The organism is Arthrobacter sp. H5, from assembly GCF_000520595.1.
Lineage (GTDB): Bacteria > Actinomycetota > Actinomycetes > Actinomycetales > Micrococcaceae > Arthrobacter_D.
In genome coordinates this window covers 43,863-56,915 of the sequence record NZ_KI914987.1, presented here as the reverse complement: position 1 = coordinate 56,915, position 13,053 = coordinate 43,863, and the positions used below count along the sequence as shown (strand labels likewise).

The window sequence follows — 13,053 nt, the reverse complement described above, 5'->3', positions numbered from 1 at the left end:
GGCGGAGGCGGAGGCGGGGGCTGAACTGCTGGCGGAGGCGGAGGCGGGGGCTGAACTGGTGGCGGAGGCGGGGGCTGAACGGGTGGCAGAGGCTTGATCGGCGGTGGTTGGACCGATGGCGGCTGGGACGGTGCAGGCACTACCCGAGGAGGTGCAGGCTGGTTGGTCGACGGTGGCACCGGAGACGGTTGGGTGGGAGGAGCTTCAGGCGCCCCGGCAGCCGGCGGTGACTGTGGGATTGCAGCCTCAGGGACAGCCCCGGCTGCGTCTCGTGCAGCAGCCTCTTGCAACGCTGCCAGGCGTGCTTGCTCTTGCTGCTGGGCAAACGCGCGTTCCTCCTGCAATCCCCTCTGCCGCCTGGATTCCAGCTCCACGGTCGTATTATTGAGTTCGGCCAGCTGCTCGATCAAGACTTCGCTGTCTACTTCATGGGTTTGTACTGCTTGGTTGGCTGCCTCCGCTGCCTCAGTGGCCAGCAGCTCCCCGTCCTGCGCAGCCTTCGCGAGTTCACTGAGTTCCTTCGTTGCGGACTCGTGCTGGCCACGCAATGCTTCCGCACGGCGCTGTGCCTCCCGGGCGTCCTGGTACGACGCTGAATTGCCTTCTGCGACCACTTGAAGAGTGGCCATTCCGTCCAGGACTTCGAGGGCACGGCCCGGGCTTGCGAAAACCAGTAACCCGCCATCGGAAGACTGGCCCGTTTTATAGAAATGGGCGGCCGCCTCACCAACTTGGCGAAGCTTTCGCCCAGCCACGAGCTCGGCCTGCTCCAAATGACCCTCGAGCTCCGCCACTGCGCGCTCACCGCGAACCAGTGCAACATTGGCCGCGGCAGAACGCGCGGCCGCTTCGACAGCGGCATCCCCTTGACCGGCAGCGGTCGCCCTGAGCCCGGATAGAAGGCTATCCAGCTCTGCAACCTGGTTTTTGGTCGCAGCTTCGTTGCCCTTCGCATCGCGGACCTCTTCCCATGATGGGAAATCAACCGGCGATTCCGCGGCGGCGGCCGGACCCACGGACAGCAATGAGGCAGCAAGGATTACAGCAGCGGCCTGAGCGCGCACGGAGTAAACTTTTACCTTCAACCTGAACATGACGGTGCTCAGACTACAGGCAAGTACATAGGCGCGCCATAGTCGGTTATCAACCCGTTAGCTGTTCAGCACGTCCTTTACCACGGAGAAGGCGAGACCGGTGCTGTATCCCTTGCGCCCCAGCATTCCCACGAGGCGACGGACCTGTTTGTCATAGGCGGCACGGTCAAAGGCCTCGGGGAGCGACCGCGCTTTCCTCCGTACCAGCCGCTCAGCGGCGTCCCGCTCATCCTCATCAGTCCGTTGGGCCAACGCATCTTCGGCAAGTTCTCCAGAGATACCTCTGTCAGCAAGTTCCCGTTTGAGAGCGCTACGGGTAAGGGAATTAGATTCGGCGCGGCTGCGAACCCACATGCGGGCAAACTCCGCATCGTCGATCAACTGGACTTCCGCATAGCGGTCCAGCACTGCCTCCGCAACCTCCACCGAGACATCTCGTTCAGCAAGTTTGCAAGCCAGCTGATACCGACTGCGTGGAGCCATGGTCAACTGTCTCAGCACGATGGAGCGGGCAACCTCATACGGATTTGCTTCCGCGGCGAGACTGGCAGCAGATCCCTCGCCGGCCCCATCAGGTGCGCCCGTCCGCTGCCGGCCACTACGCTCCCGGCCACTCCGCCGCTGGTTCAGCACCAACGAATCAGCGGCCCTCGCCGCCGACTGCCTTCAGCTTTGGTTCGGGTGCGGCTGCGGGTGGTGCTTCAACTGCACCGCCGACCCCAAGTTTCTCCCGTATCCGGCGCTCAAGTTCGTCAGCAAGATCCGGATTATCCAACAGGAACTTCCGGGCGTTCTCCTTGCCTTGACCAAGCTGGTCTCCGTCATAGGTGAACCATGCACCCGATTTCTTCACCAGACCGTTCTCGACACCCACATCAATCAAGCCGCCTTCGCGGGAGATTCCGAATCCGTACAGGATGTCGAACTCTGCCTGCTTGAAGGGCGGCGCCATCTTGTTCTTGACAATCTTGGCGCGGGTTCGGTTACCTACTGGATTAGTGCCCTCTTTCAACGTTTCGATGCGCCGAACGTCAATGCGGACTGAAGCGTAGAACTTCAGTGCCTTGCCACCGGTGGTGGTCTCCGGGCTTCCGAAGAAGACACCGATTTTTTCGCGAAGCTGGTTGATGAAGATTGCGGTGGTTTTGGTCTGGCTGAGCCGGCCGGTGATCTTACGCAAGGCCTGGCTCATCAGCCGGGCCTGCAACCCCACATGGCTGTCACCCATCTCGCCTTCGATCTCGGCACGGGGGACCAGGGCGGCAACGGAGTCAATCACCACAATGTCGATGGAACCGGACCCGATCAGCATGTCCATGATTTCCAACGCCTGCTCACCGGTGTCCGGCTGCGATACCAGGAGGGCATCCGTATCCACACCGAGGCGCTTGGCGTACTCAGGGTCCAGAGCGTGCTCAGCGTCGATGAAGGCTGCGATTCCACCGTTGCGCTGCGCGTTGGCAACGGCGTGAAGTGCCACCGTGGTTTTACCGGAGGCCTCCGGTCCGTAGATCTCCACCACCCGGCCACGGGGAAGCCCGCCAATGCCGAGCGCCGCGTCCAGTGCGATGGAGCTGGTGGAGATGGTCTCGATGGGTGCGCGGACCTCATCTCCCAGACGCATTACCGATCCCTTGCCATACTGCTTGTCAATCTGCGCGAGCGCTGCTTCCAGTGCTTTCTCGCGATCGGCTGGTGCGGCCATTGTTCACCTCAGTTATCTCGTGGCCTTAATGGCCGGTTTCCCATTCACTACGACCGTAACGTCCGGTTCCGACAGTTTGTGGAACTTTGCCTCTTATGTGGAAAACCTGCCTGTCTCAGGCAGCCTTTCGACGAAACACCCGGACGGTCGCAACGGGGTTTTCTCTACCAAAAGCATAACCCGACAACCGAACACGTATTCGATTAACTCCGGCGTGTTTGAAGAAAAATCCTCAACGCGGCCTCACGTCCCGTCCGAGCCGACGGCTGGCCGGGACCTCCTGCATCTCACACACTGCCTGCCAGATTCTCCGGGGGTCCAAGCCTGCGCGTAACGCGTCAGCGGGTGTCCTGTCACCAAGGTCCGCAAGGGTCAGCGTCGCCGCCAGCGTACGCGAATACGCGGGACCAAATTCGTCATCCATCAACCGCCAAAAATCACTCGTGCGCACCAGGAATCCTCTCATTTCAGATGTAACCATAGAATGAACGACATGACTGCCGAGCGCCGCGAACCAAACCCCTCCGTTGACACTGCCATCCAGGCCCTGGAGCAGCAACTCAGCATGCTGTGGAGACGCGCCCGGTCAAACTCATACAAGGTTGCGCGGCGGGTGCACCCGGACATGGAACCTGCGGCTTACGGTTTGCTGGTGATCCTTCAGCGTGAGGGGTCCATGCGCCTTACCGAGCTCGCGGCCAGTATCGGCGTCGGAAAGCCTTCGGTCAGCCGCCAGATCGCCATGCTTGAACAGCTTGGGCTGGTCCAGAAGACAGCTGATCCTTTGGACGGCAGGGCGCAGTCCATCACGCTCACCCCGGATGGATCACGTCAGCTCTCCACCGCCCAGGCCGCACGCAAGGAAGCTTTCCATCAACTCATGGAGGACTGGAAGGTGGATGACATCACCAGCCTGGGCAGCTTGATTGCCCAACTGAATGAGACATACACCAAAGATAATTGGTGACATGAAAGTGGCCCGCCGATCAGTCGACGAGCCACTTTCAGTGAGTAAAGAATCAGCGGTTGGTGGCCGCCAGATCACGCCGGAATTCTCCGGTTAGGTCATCGGGGATGTCACCGAACTCGCGGGCAAATTCCTGAGGAACGGTGTCCGGTACGGACACTCCCTCAGCCTCGGCGAGCCTCTCGCTCACCTCGCGGAGCATGATGGAGAGCGGAACATCCAGTGCGGTGCAGATTGACGAGAGAAGTTCGGACGACGCTTCCTTTTGACCGCGCTCTACCTCGCTGAGGTAGCCGAGCGACACCCTGGCGCTGTGTGAAACCTCACGCAGCGTTCGTCCCTGGCGCTGACGGACATCGCGCAGGACATCTCCAATTTCATGGCGTAATACGACCATCTTGCGCTCCTTTGGCTTGCGTTGTGCATCTTCTGCCAACCCCACATCGCGCCAACGGATCACGCCGTTTACGGACACGGGTTGCTTTACCATCTGTATCGCCTTACTCCCTCTTCTTTCAGCGGCTTACCTAGCCACTTGACCCAAGCCTATCTGTCAACCCTATCGATGGCTGACAGTATTCATAACTATTGCGTCAAGTCATTTGTTCCCGCCGCATGGCTGGCGATGGTCACCCGCAACGCTTCCAAGGCCGCGTCACAGGCGAGTTGGCGGATGTTCTGGCGTCCGCCGTCGAACGATAAATCCTCAACCATGACGCCGGAGGCGGAGGCCACGGCAATGAAGACCGTGCCCACCGCCTTGCCATCATGCGGCTCCGGACCCGCGGCGCCGGTCGTGGAGACGGCAATATCGGCGGAACATACTCGCCGCGCTCCCTCGGCCATTTGGACGGCGACACCGCCGTCGACGGACCCCTCCGACTCCAGCAGGGCATGATCAACACCAAGGATCTCTTCCTTGACTTCATTGTGATAAGCCACGACTCCCCCGCGCAGCGTTCCCGATGCTCCAGGAACCGTGGCCAACTCTGCAGCGATCATCCCCGCAGTCAAAGACTCGGCGGTGGCGATGGTCACGCCTGCCCTCAGGGCCGCGTCGATCACAGCACGCGGAAGAGCGGCAGCATTGTTGTTCACGAAGCAGCGTTCCGGGACGTGCGACGGAGCCGGAGTGCCTGCAGAACGTAATCGACACCGGTCACCACTGTTACCAGGACCGCTGCCATCATGACGACGACGGCAACCCACCACGCCCAATCACCCAGAGCAGCTTGAAGCAGGTAAAGGAACACGGCGAATGTCTGGATGACCGTCTTGAGTTTCCCGCCGCGCGATGCAGGCATCACGCCGTAACGGATTACCGCAAAACGGAGCAGGGTGATACCCACCTCCCGGACAAGAATGACGATGGTCACCCACCACCACAACTCTCCGAGGACAGAAAGCAGGACCAACGCCGAGCCGATGAGCAGCTTGTCAGCGATAGGGTCGGCGATCTTGCCGAAATCGGTGATCAGCCCTCGGCTGCGGGCAAGGTCGCCGTCGAGCTTGTCCGTATAGATGGCCACGGCGAAAACCACGACGGCCAGCCAGCGGAACAGGCCGCCGTCTCCGTTGTCGATAAGCAGAAACCATACGAAAAACGGAACGAGCAATATCCGCACCACTGTGAGGACGTTGGCTATATTCAGCCTGGAAACGGGTTGGGCGGGAGTGTTGCTCACGCCATAAGGCTACCTTCCCGTGAGGTTCCAGGCGTCCTCTGAACCGTCATCCCCGGCGTCGTTGTAATCGATGGCCTGGGTCCGTGCCGCCAGATCGTCGGCAACCAGGTCAACCGGCGCGTGCGCTGCTGCCTGAGCCACCGGTTGCGCGGCTGCGGGCTCTACCGGGCCGTCACCGCGCATGGCTGCCAGCACCGGCCCGAGGTCATCCGGCTTGACCAGCACATCGCGGGCCTTGGATCCTTCGGACGGCCCCACCACTCCCCTGGATTCGAGCAGGTCCATCAGGCGCCCGGCCTTCGCGAACCCGACGCGAAGCTTTCGCTGCAGCATGGAGGTGGAACCAAACTGCGTGGTGACCACCAGCTCGGTCGCCTGCAGCAGCACATCGAGGTCATCCCCGATATCGTCCTCGATCTGCTTCTTCGGCGCCTCGACAGCGACATCCTCGCGGTAGTTGGCCTTCAGCTGACCCTTGACGTGCTCCACCACGCGGTGGATCTCGGACTCGGTGACCCACGCCCCCTGGACACGCATCGGCTTGGAGGCACCCATCGGGAGGAACAGAGCGTCACCCTGTCCGATCAGTTTCTCGGCTCCCGGCTGGTCCAGGACTACGCGGGAGTCGGTGACCGACGAGGTCGCAAATGCCATCCGTGAGGGCACGTTGGCCTTGATCAGGCCGGTGACGACGTCGACTGACGGACGTTGGGTCGCCAGCACCAGGTGGATTCCAGCGGCGCGCGCCAGCTGGGTGATGCGCACGATCGAGTCTTCGACATCGCGGGGGGCCACCATCATCAGGTCCGCCAGTTCGTCCACGATCACCAGCAGGTATGGGTACGGGCGCACTACCCGTTTGGAGCCTTCGGGCGGGATGATCTTCCCGTTGCGGACAGCCTTGTTGAAATCATCGATGTGCTTGTACCCGTAGTTGGCGAGGTCGTCGTAGCGGGTATCCATCTCGCGGACCACCCATTGCAGAGCTTCGGCGGCCTTCTTGGGACTGGTGATGATCGGCGTGATCAGGTGCGGTACGCCCTCGTACGCAGTGAGTTCCACCCGCTTGGGGTCCACCATGACCATGCGGACCTCGTCAGGAGTGGAACGCATCAGCACCGAGGTGATCATGGAGTTCACAAACGAGGACTTACCGGCGCCGGTTGCTCCGGCCACCAGCAGATGCGGCATCTTGGCGAGGTTGGCGACCACAAACCCGCCCTCGACGTCCTTGCCCACGCCCATCACCATAGGGTGGTCGGTCTTGCGGGCATTGCCTGAGCGCAGTACGTCTCCCAGCGAAACCGTCTCGCGGTCCGTATTTGGGATCTCAATGCCGATGGCCGATTTGCCCGGGATCGGCGACAGAATCCGGACATCCGAACTTGCCACCGCGTAGGAGATGTTCTTGGACAGGGCAGTGACCCTCTCCACCTTGGTTCCGGGCGCAAGCTCGATCTCATAGCGTGTCACGGTGGGGCCGCGTGAAAACCCGGTGACCTTCGCATCCACGTTGAACTGGTTCAGTGTGTGCGTGAGGGCGGCGACGATGGCGTCGTTCGCTTCGGAGCGCTCCTTCGGCGGGGTTCCGGCCGGCAGGTAGTCCGACGGCGGCAGGGTGTAGGTGACATCTCCCGCCAGTGAGAGCTGCTCCGTGCGCTGCGGGATGGGAGTCGGTGGTGCCTGCGGCTGTACCGGGTTGGAGGGCACGTGCAGGACCGGGGCCGCCGTGGGCAGGGGCGACGGCGGCAGGACAGCCATTGCCTCAGTAGCGGGGGCCGTGTCGGTTCCGGTGTTCTGCTGCTCACCGATACCCTGGTCGCGCTTGATTTTCTCAGCGGCGAGTTCCTGCCGGGTGGGACGCCGGACGCCCGGAGGCACCTGCGGTTCCGATTCACCGGACTGTGAGTCGTTCACGACCGCGCGCTCGAATGCTTCATCGCCCACGTACCCGTCGAGCTCCGCCTGGGCCTTCTCGGCGGCCTTGTCACGGCCAAAGAGCCGCATCTTCCGTTTCGGTTTGGCCGGTTTGTCGGCATGGCGCTCGGTGAGGTAGCTCTGATCGTGCTCGTCCGGGCTTTGACCCCGGTCCGCGTCGATCAGGTCCTGCCCCATCAGGTGTTCATACAGGGCGCGCAGCCTGGAGGGGATGTGGCGGAATGGGGTGGCTGTGACGATCAGGACGCTGACAAAGATCAGGAAGCCCAAGACAATCCCAATAGCCCAGGGAATGATGATCTGGCTGGCAGGTCCTGCGATGAGGAAACCAACCACGCCTCCGGCCTGCCAGAGGCGTCCGAACCCATCGGCCAGGGCCGGCTGTCCACCCACCAGATGTGTAATACCCGATCCGGCAAACAACATAATGGTGAGGCCAATGCCCACTCTATTGTTGGCCCGGTGATTTTCCGGATAACGGAACAGACGCACGGCTCCAATCAGGAGCATGAAGGGTACCAGCAGCGCCATCCAGCCAAAGGTCCCGCCGGCTACTGCATGGATTCCAGCAGCGACCGGACCGTTCAAAGCCCACCATTCGACCGTGGCAACCGCGGTTGCCACCAAGATCAGGAAGAACCCGGTACCGTCGCGGCGGAGTTCCTTTTGAGGATGCACATCATGGCCAAACTTCCGGATTCCCGAAGCCACCATGTGGGCAATGCCCATCCACAGCCCGCGCAGCGCCCTCAGCGGGAACGGGAGGTGATTCTCTTCACGAACGGGCTGCTGCTTGGTTTTCGGCCCGGCCCGGCCAGAGCGCGCAGCGGCCTGGGTGCTTTTGCTACGCGGCTGCTGCGAACCTCGGGGCTGGGGGCTTTGCGGCCGTGGAGAAGTACGAGTAGCCATAGTGGCAACCGTACCCGACAAAGCCCTCCGGACCGTGGATTTGCGCGGCTCTGCCCGACGGTTTAAGCCTCGAGAACCACCGGGATGATCATCGGCCGGCGGCGGTAGCGGCGGTTGACCCACGTACCGACGACGCGGCGAACCACCTGCTGCAACTGGTACGGGGTATGGTCCTTGTTGCTGATCACCGCTTCCTCCAGCGCAGCATTGATTTTGGGCTTGATCTCATCAAAGACAGAGTCATCCTCAGCAAAGCCGCGGGCATGGATATCCGGGCCCGAAACGATCTTGCCTGTGCTGCGGTTCACCACAGTGATGATCGAGATGAAGCCTTCCTCACCGAGAATCCGGCGGTCCTTCAGGTCCGCGTCGGTGATTTCACCGATGCTCGAGCCGTCAACATAGACAAAGCCGCACTCCACTGCTCCCACAAAGCGGGCAACGCCGTCCTTGAGGTCGATCACCGATCCGTCGTCGGCCAGCAGCACATTCTCCTCCGCGATGCCGGTCTGGATGGCCAGCTTTCCGTTGGCTATCAGGTGCCTCGTCTCACCGTGGACAGGCATGACATTGCGCGGCTTCAGGATGTTATAGCAGTACAGCAGTTCGCCTGCGGAGGCATGTCCGGACACATGCACCTTTGCGTTTCCCTTGTGGATAACGTCCGCACCCAGTTTCAGCAGACCGTTGATCACGCGGAACACGGCATTCTCGTTGCCCGGGATGAGCGACGACGCCAGGATCACCGTGTCTCCCTTGCCCACGGTGATCCGGTGATCGCCGTTGGCCATGCGGGACAGCGCAGCCATGGGCTCGCCCTGCGATCCGGTGGACATGAGCACCACCCTGTCATCAGGCAGGTTGTCAACGTTTTTGATATCCACCAAAATGCCGTCCGGCACTTTCAGATAGCCAAGTTTCGAGGCAATGGACATGTTGCGCACCATGGACCGGCCCGCAAAGCAGACAAACCGGCCATGCGCCTTGGCTGCGTCGAGGACCTGCTGAACCCTGTGCACATGGGACGAGAAGGACGCGACAATCACCCGCTTTTTGACCTGGCCAAAAAGCCGGTCGAGTTCCGGGCCGATCTCCCGCTCCGCCGTCGTGAATCCCGGGACATCCGCATTGGTGGAATCGACCATGAAGAGGTCCACGCCTTCCTCACCGAGTCGCGCGAAGGCGCGTAGGTCGGTAATTCTGCCGTCCAGCGGAAGCTGATCCATCTTGAAGTCGCCGGTGTGAAGCACCGTGCCTGCCGCCGTGCGGATAAAAACGGCAAGGGCGTCGGGAATCGAGTGGTTCACTGCCACGAACTCGCATTCGAACGGCCCGAACTGCTCGATCTGCCCCTCCGAAACTGTCAGCGTGTAGGGCTTGATGCGGTGTTCCTGAAGTTTTGCTTCGATCAAGGCAAGGGTCAGTTGCGACCCGATCAGCGGAATGTCCTTCTTCAGGCGTAGCAGGTACGGGACGGCACCGATGTGGTCCTCGTGGCCATGGGTGAGGACGAGGCCCACCACGTCGTCAAGTCTGTCTTCGATGTAGGAGAAGTCCGGCAGGATCAGGTCCACGCCGGGCTGGGTCTCTTCGGGGAACAGCACCCCACAGTCCACGATCAGGAGTTTTCCGCTGATCTCGAAAACGGCCATGTTACGGCCAATCTCACCCAACCCGCCCAGCGGGACTATCCGCAGGGTCCCCTCGTCAAGCGCTGGCGGGCCAATGATTGGTGACGCTGCGGATTCTGTCATATTTACGACCTTTCGCGGGATGGCGCCGGGTGGCGTCCCTTGGAGAAGTCCCATCCGGCCTCGGCCAGGTCCGCCAGGACAGCTTCCATCTCGATCGCCGAAGGCTCGACCAACGGCAGCCGGACCACCGAATTGGAAAGGATGCCCTGCATCCTCAGGATCTGTTTGGCGGACACCGCACCTGGTATATGCGTCATAACCGCGCGCACAACGGGATCAAGTTCAAAGTGGATCTGCCGGGCACGGGCCAGGTCCCCGGCGGCCGCTGCGTCCACGAGTGCCCGGAACTGGACGGTCGCCACGTGGGCGCTGACGCTGACGAGCCCCACCGCACCCGCGGTCATCCACGGAAGGGTCAGTCCGTCGTCGCCTGCATAGACGTCGAGGCTGGTGTTGGCGAGTACCCGGGTGAGGGCAGCGAAATCCGCTTTCGCATCCTTGAGCGCCTGGATCTTTGGGTTATCCGCAAGGCGGATCATTGTCTCAGTGGTAATGGCAATTCCGGACCGGCCCGGAATGTCGTAGATCATGATGGGAAGGTCGCTGGCGTCCGCGACCGCATCGAAATGGGCGAGCACTCCGGCCTGGGTTGGTTTGTTATAATACGGCGTGACCACAAGCTGGGCATCCGCACCTGCACGTTCGGCGCGCTGAGCCATCTCCACCGAGTGAGAGGTGTGGTTGGTGCCCGTGCCTGCGATGACCTTTGCCCTGCCGCCAACCGTCTCCGCGATCACTCGGAACAGGTCCTCTTTCTCCTGGTCCTCAAGCGTTGAGGTCTCGCCCGTTGTGCCCGAGATCACCAGCCCGTCGCAGCCATCGTCCACCAGCCGTGCGGCCAACCCGGCGGTTGCGTCGTAGTCCACCGCGCCATCCGTGGTGAAAACGGTGATGAGTGCGGTGACAAGGGACCCAAAGGGAAGGTTGCGGATGTCGGATTCAGCCATGGGTAAAACGTTACCTGCTTCGTCGTGCATTGGTGGCACCCATGAATCCGGTGATCGACCAAGCGACGAAGGAGCGATCGGAGATCCGTCGAGGAAGCCGTCCGGTGGGGCCCTCCCGGCCAGGCGTGAGAACATCTGATCATGGTGTTGACAAAGTCTTCCGCGCGTCTCAGCGGCATCGACGCGGCACGGGGAATCGCCCTCTTTGGCATGATGTCCACGCACGTTTTCCCGTTGTACGTGCCCGGCACGGCGGAGGCCTCCTGGATTGGACTGACGTTCGCCGGACGGTCCTCCGCACTGTTTGCCGTGGTGGCCGGGATTGGGCTGGCGCTGCTCACGGGCGGGAGCAGGCAGCATACCGGGTCCGCGCTCTCCAGTGACCGTCGTGGAATTGCGGCCCGCGCCGTCGTCATCGCGGTTGTTGCACTGATGCTCGGCGGACTGGAAACCAACATTGCCGTCATCCTGTTCCACTACGCCGTGCTGTTCCTCATGGCCCTGCCTTTTGTGTCGCTGCCCTTCTCGAAGCTCATCTGGTGGGCCGCGGGATGGACACTGCTCTCACCCGTTGCGGCGTTCCTGCTGCGGCCATGGGTCCAGCGCAGCGTCAATCCATCCGAGCTGGACGGCAATCCCATTGTCGAGGACTTCCTGCAGCCGTGGACCCTGCTCGCGGACATCACGGTCACGGGCTATTACCCTGCATTGCAGTGGCTGAGTTACCTGCTGATCGGCATGGCGATAGGGCGGCTCAAGCTCTCCGCGGCCCGGGTACAGTTGGCCCTGCTGCTGGGCGGCGTCGCCCTTGCAGCCGTGGCAAAACTCATTTCCGGGGTTCTGCTTGGGCCGCTCGGCGGCCTTCAAGCCCTGCAGCAAACGCCGGACGGCCAACGGTTCAACATCGAAGCCATGCTGGACGTCAGCCTCTCAAGCCTGGACCAGACCGGCTCCTGGTGGTGGCTCGCTGTCAGCGCCCCGCACTCGGGTGCGCCGCTGGACCTGTTGCACACGGTTGGAACCTCGGCCGCCGTCGTCGGACTCTGCCTGCTGGCCACCCGCCGGATCAGTTCGCTTCTGCTGCCGCTCTCCGCACCCGGCGCGATCACGCTCACGCTCTATTCGCTGCACGTATGGATCATGAGCCTCGTCGACATGCAGCAGCCCGTGCCGGATCCGGAACCGGTGTATTGGTTGCAGGTGGCGCTCTTTGTTGGTCTTGGACTTCTGCTCCACAAGCTCAGTGCCCGCGGACCGCTGGAGTACGTGACAGCCGGGGCATCCGAGGTTGCCCGTTCCCCCAGGGCACGGTCGCAAAAGTAGGCGCTCAGCCTTTGAAAAGTTTGGCTGCGTCCCTCATTGCCTTGCGCGCACGCGTTCTGTCCCCCGCGGCGTCATAGGCGCACGAGAGCCGGAACCAGCTGCGCCAGTCCTCCGGGGTGGACTCCGCTTCGGCTTGATACTGCGGGAAACGGGCATCGGCAGCTTCGCGGACTATTCGTCCGGCCGGAGTGCGTGGAAGATCATCCACCGGCAGGCCGCCTTCAGCCTCAAGCATCCTGGCCATCTTTTCGGTCTGCGCGCCGAAGCGGAGTTCCCTGATCAATGCCCAGCCCCCGATCAGCGGCAGCAGCAGGTATGCCACGCCCAGGGCCTTGGCCACCGGGTTGGGATCCATCATCAGGATGACGCTGCGTTGCAGGGCCACCACCAGCCAGAAAATCAACAGCAGCGTCACAAATGCCACGCCAATTTTGGCGCGGTGGCGTTTCGCGGTCGCCAGGAAAGCAGTCACAGCAGGTCCAGATAGCCGTCGAGTCCGACGGTAAGTCCCGGATGGTCGGCGATCCGGCGGATCCCCAGGAGAACACCAGGCATGAAGGATTCGCGGTGGAAGGAGTCATGCCGGATGGTGAGTTGCTCACCGGTCCCGCCGAGCAGCACCTCCTGATGCGCCACGAGCCCGCGCAGCCGCACCGAGTGAACCCGGACACCGTCCACCTCGCATCCGCGGGCGCCCTCGCGGCCGGTGCTGGTCGCGTCGGGGCTTGCGG

At 62.2% G+C, this 13,053-nt stretch carries 13 protein-coding genes; 2 read left to right on the top strand and 11 right to left on the bottom strand.

Annotation, left to right across the window (positions count from 1 at the left end):
• Nucleotides 1-1,151: 1,151 nt before the first annotated feature.
• The 3 genes from Y708_RS0107225 to Y708_RS0107215 form a co-directional block, all read right to left on the bottom strand.
• Nucleotides 1,152-1,577, bottom strand: a complete 426-nt coding sequence (locus Y708_RS0107225; RefSeq protein ID WP_035775631.1) for a regulatory protein RecX — start codon at nucleotides 1,575-1,577, stop codon at nucleotides 1,152-1,154.
• Between the two features lie 157 nt (nucleotides 1,578-1,734).
• Complete coding sequence (gene recA, locus Y708_RS0107220; protein ID WP_028279404.1) at nucleotides 1,735-2,799, bottom strand: recombinase RecA; 1,065 nt, start codon at nucleotides 2,797-2,799, stop codon at nucleotides 1,735-1,737.
• A 232-nt stretch (nucleotides 2,800-3,031) separates the two neighbouring features.
• Nucleotides 3,032-3,265 (bottom strand): DUF3046 domain-containing protein, encoded by a 234-nt coding sequence (locus Y708_RS0107215; RefSeq protein ID WP_343212959.1) that lies wholly within the window; start codon nucleotides 3,263-3,265, stop codon nucleotides 3,032-3,034.
• Between the two features lie 27 nt (nucleotides 3,266-3,292).
• Between Y708_RS0107215 and Y708_RS0107210 the strand changes: the two genes are divergently transcribed.
• On the top strand, nucleotides 3,293-3,766 hold the full coding sequence (locus tag Y708_RS0107210) for a MarR family winged helix-turn-helix transcriptional regulator (protein ID WP_028279402.1): 474 nt from the start codon (nucleotides 3,293-3,295) through the stop codon (nucleotides 3,764-3,766).
• 52 nt (nucleotides 3,767-3,818) lie between these two features.
• On the opposite strand, the gene Y708_RS0107205 is transcribed toward Y708_RS0107210, so the two are convergent.
• From Y708_RS0107205 to dapA, 6 genes are all read right to left on the bottom strand, one after another.
• On the bottom strand, nucleotides 3,819-4,256 hold the full coding sequence (locus Y708_RS0107205) for a helix-turn-helix domain-containing protein (protein WP_028279401.1): 438 nt from the start codon (nucleotides 4,254-4,256) through the stop codon (nucleotides 3,819-3,821).
• Between the two features lie 95 nt (nucleotides 4,257-4,351).
• Nucleotides 4,352-4,864, bottom strand: coding sequence for a CinA family protein (locus tag Y708_RS23560; RefSeq protein WP_051478789.1), 513 nt, complete (start codon nucleotides 4,862-4,864; stop codon nucleotides 4,352-4,354).
• Entirely contained in the window at nucleotides 4,861-5,451 is a 591-nt protein-coding gene (pgsA, locus tag Y708_RS0107195; RefSeq protein WP_028279400.1) for a CDP-diacylglycerol--glycerol-3-phosphate 3-phosphatidyltransferase, read from the bottom strand. The genes Y708_RS23560 and pgsA overlap by 4 nt, the downstream gene beginning before the upstream one ends.
• A gap of 9 nt (nucleotides 5,452-5,460) precedes the next feature.
• A complete protein-coding gene (locus Y708_RS0107190; protein ID WP_028279399.1) occupies nucleotides 5,461-8,298 on the bottom strand; it encodes an FtsK/SpoIIIE family DNA translocase in 2,838 nt (945 codons plus the stop codon).
• Nucleotides 8,299-8,360: 62 nt separating this feature from the next.
• Nucleotides 8,361-10,052: a ribonuclease J gene (locus Y708_RS0107185; RefSeq protein ID WP_028279398.1), complete on the bottom strand. Its 1,692-nt coding sequence runs from the start codon at nucleotides 10,050-10,052 to the stop codon at nucleotides 8,361-8,363.
• A 2-nt stretch (nucleotides 10,053-10,054) separates the two neighbouring features.
• The gene (gene dapA, locus Y708_RS0107180; protein WP_028279397.1) at nucleotides 10,055-10,999 is read right to left on the bottom strand and encodes a 4-hydroxy-tetrahydrodipicolinate synthase; all 945 of its coding nucleotides are present in this window, start codon (nucleotides 10,997-10,999) and stop codon (nucleotides 10,055-10,057) included.
• Nucleotides 11,000-11,140: 141 nt separating this feature from the next.
• On the opposite strand from dapA, the gene Y708_RS0107175 reads away from it, so the two are divergent.
• On the top strand, nucleotides 11,141-12,322 hold the full coding sequence (locus Y708_RS0107175; RefSeq protein ID WP_051478788.1) for a heparan-alpha-glucosaminide N-acetyltransferase domain-containing protein: 1,182 nt from the start codon (nucleotides 11,141-11,143) through the stop codon (nucleotides 12,320-12,322).
• Between the two features lie 4 nt (nucleotides 12,323-12,326).
• On the opposite strand, the gene Y708_RS0107170 is transcribed toward Y708_RS0107175, so the two are convergent.
• Both Y708_RS0107170 and Y708_RS23555 read right to left on the bottom strand, forming a co-directional pair.
• Nucleotides 12,327-12,794, bottom strand: coding sequence for a hypothetical protein (locus Y708_RS0107170; protein WP_028279395.1), 468 nt, complete (start codon nucleotides 12,792-12,794; stop codon nucleotides 12,327-12,329).
• Nucleotides 12,791-13,053, bottom strand: a 263-nt coding sequence (locus Y708_RS23555; protein ID WP_035775613.1) for a dihydrodipicolinate reductase C-terminal domain-containing protein, incomplete at its 5' end; no start/stop codon positions are given. The genes Y708_RS23555 and Y708_RS0107170, both read right to left, overlap by 4 nt.

What these genes read in the sequence shown, in the direction of transcription:
- Y708_RS0107225 (WP_035775631.1), bottom strand. Translation starts at nt 1,577, where the DNA reads ATGGCTCCACGCAGTCGGTATCAGCTGGCTTGCAAACTTGCTGAACGA.
- recA (WP_028279404.1), bottom strand. Translation starts at nt 2,799, where the DNA reads ATGGCCGCACCAGCCGATCGCGAGAAAGCACTGGAAGCAGCGCTCGCG.
- Y708_RS0107215 (WP_343212959.1), bottom strand. Translation starts at nt 3,265, where the DNA reads ATGAGAGGATTCCTGGTGCGCACGAGTGATTTTTGGCGGTTGATGGAT.
- Y708_RS0107210 (WP_028279402.1), top strand. Translation starts at nt 3,293, where the DNA reads ATGACTGCCGAGCGCCGCGAACCAAACCCCTCCGTTGACACTGCCATC.
- Y708_RS0107205 (WP_028279401.1), bottom strand. Translation starts at nt 4,256, where the DNA reads ATGGTAAAGCAACCCGTGTCCGTAAACGGCGTGATCCGTTGGCGCGAT.
- Y708_RS0107190 (WP_028279399.1), bottom strand. Translation starts at nt 8,298, where the DNA reads ATGGCTACTCGTACTTCTCCACGGCCGCAAAGCCCCCAGCCCCGAGGT.
- Y708_RS0107185 (WP_028279398.1), bottom strand. Translation starts at nt 10,052, where the DNA reads ATGACAGAATCCGCAGCGTCACCAATCATTGGCCCGCCAGCGCTTGAC.
- dapA (WP_028279397.1), bottom strand. Translation starts at nt 10,999, where the DNA reads ATGGCTGAATCCGACATCCGCAACCTTCCCTTTGGGTCCCTTGTCACC.
- Y708_RS0107175 (WP_051478788.1), top strand. Translation starts at nt 11,141, where the DNA reads ATGGTGTTGACAAAGTCTTCCGCGCGTCTCAGCGGCATCGACGCGGCA.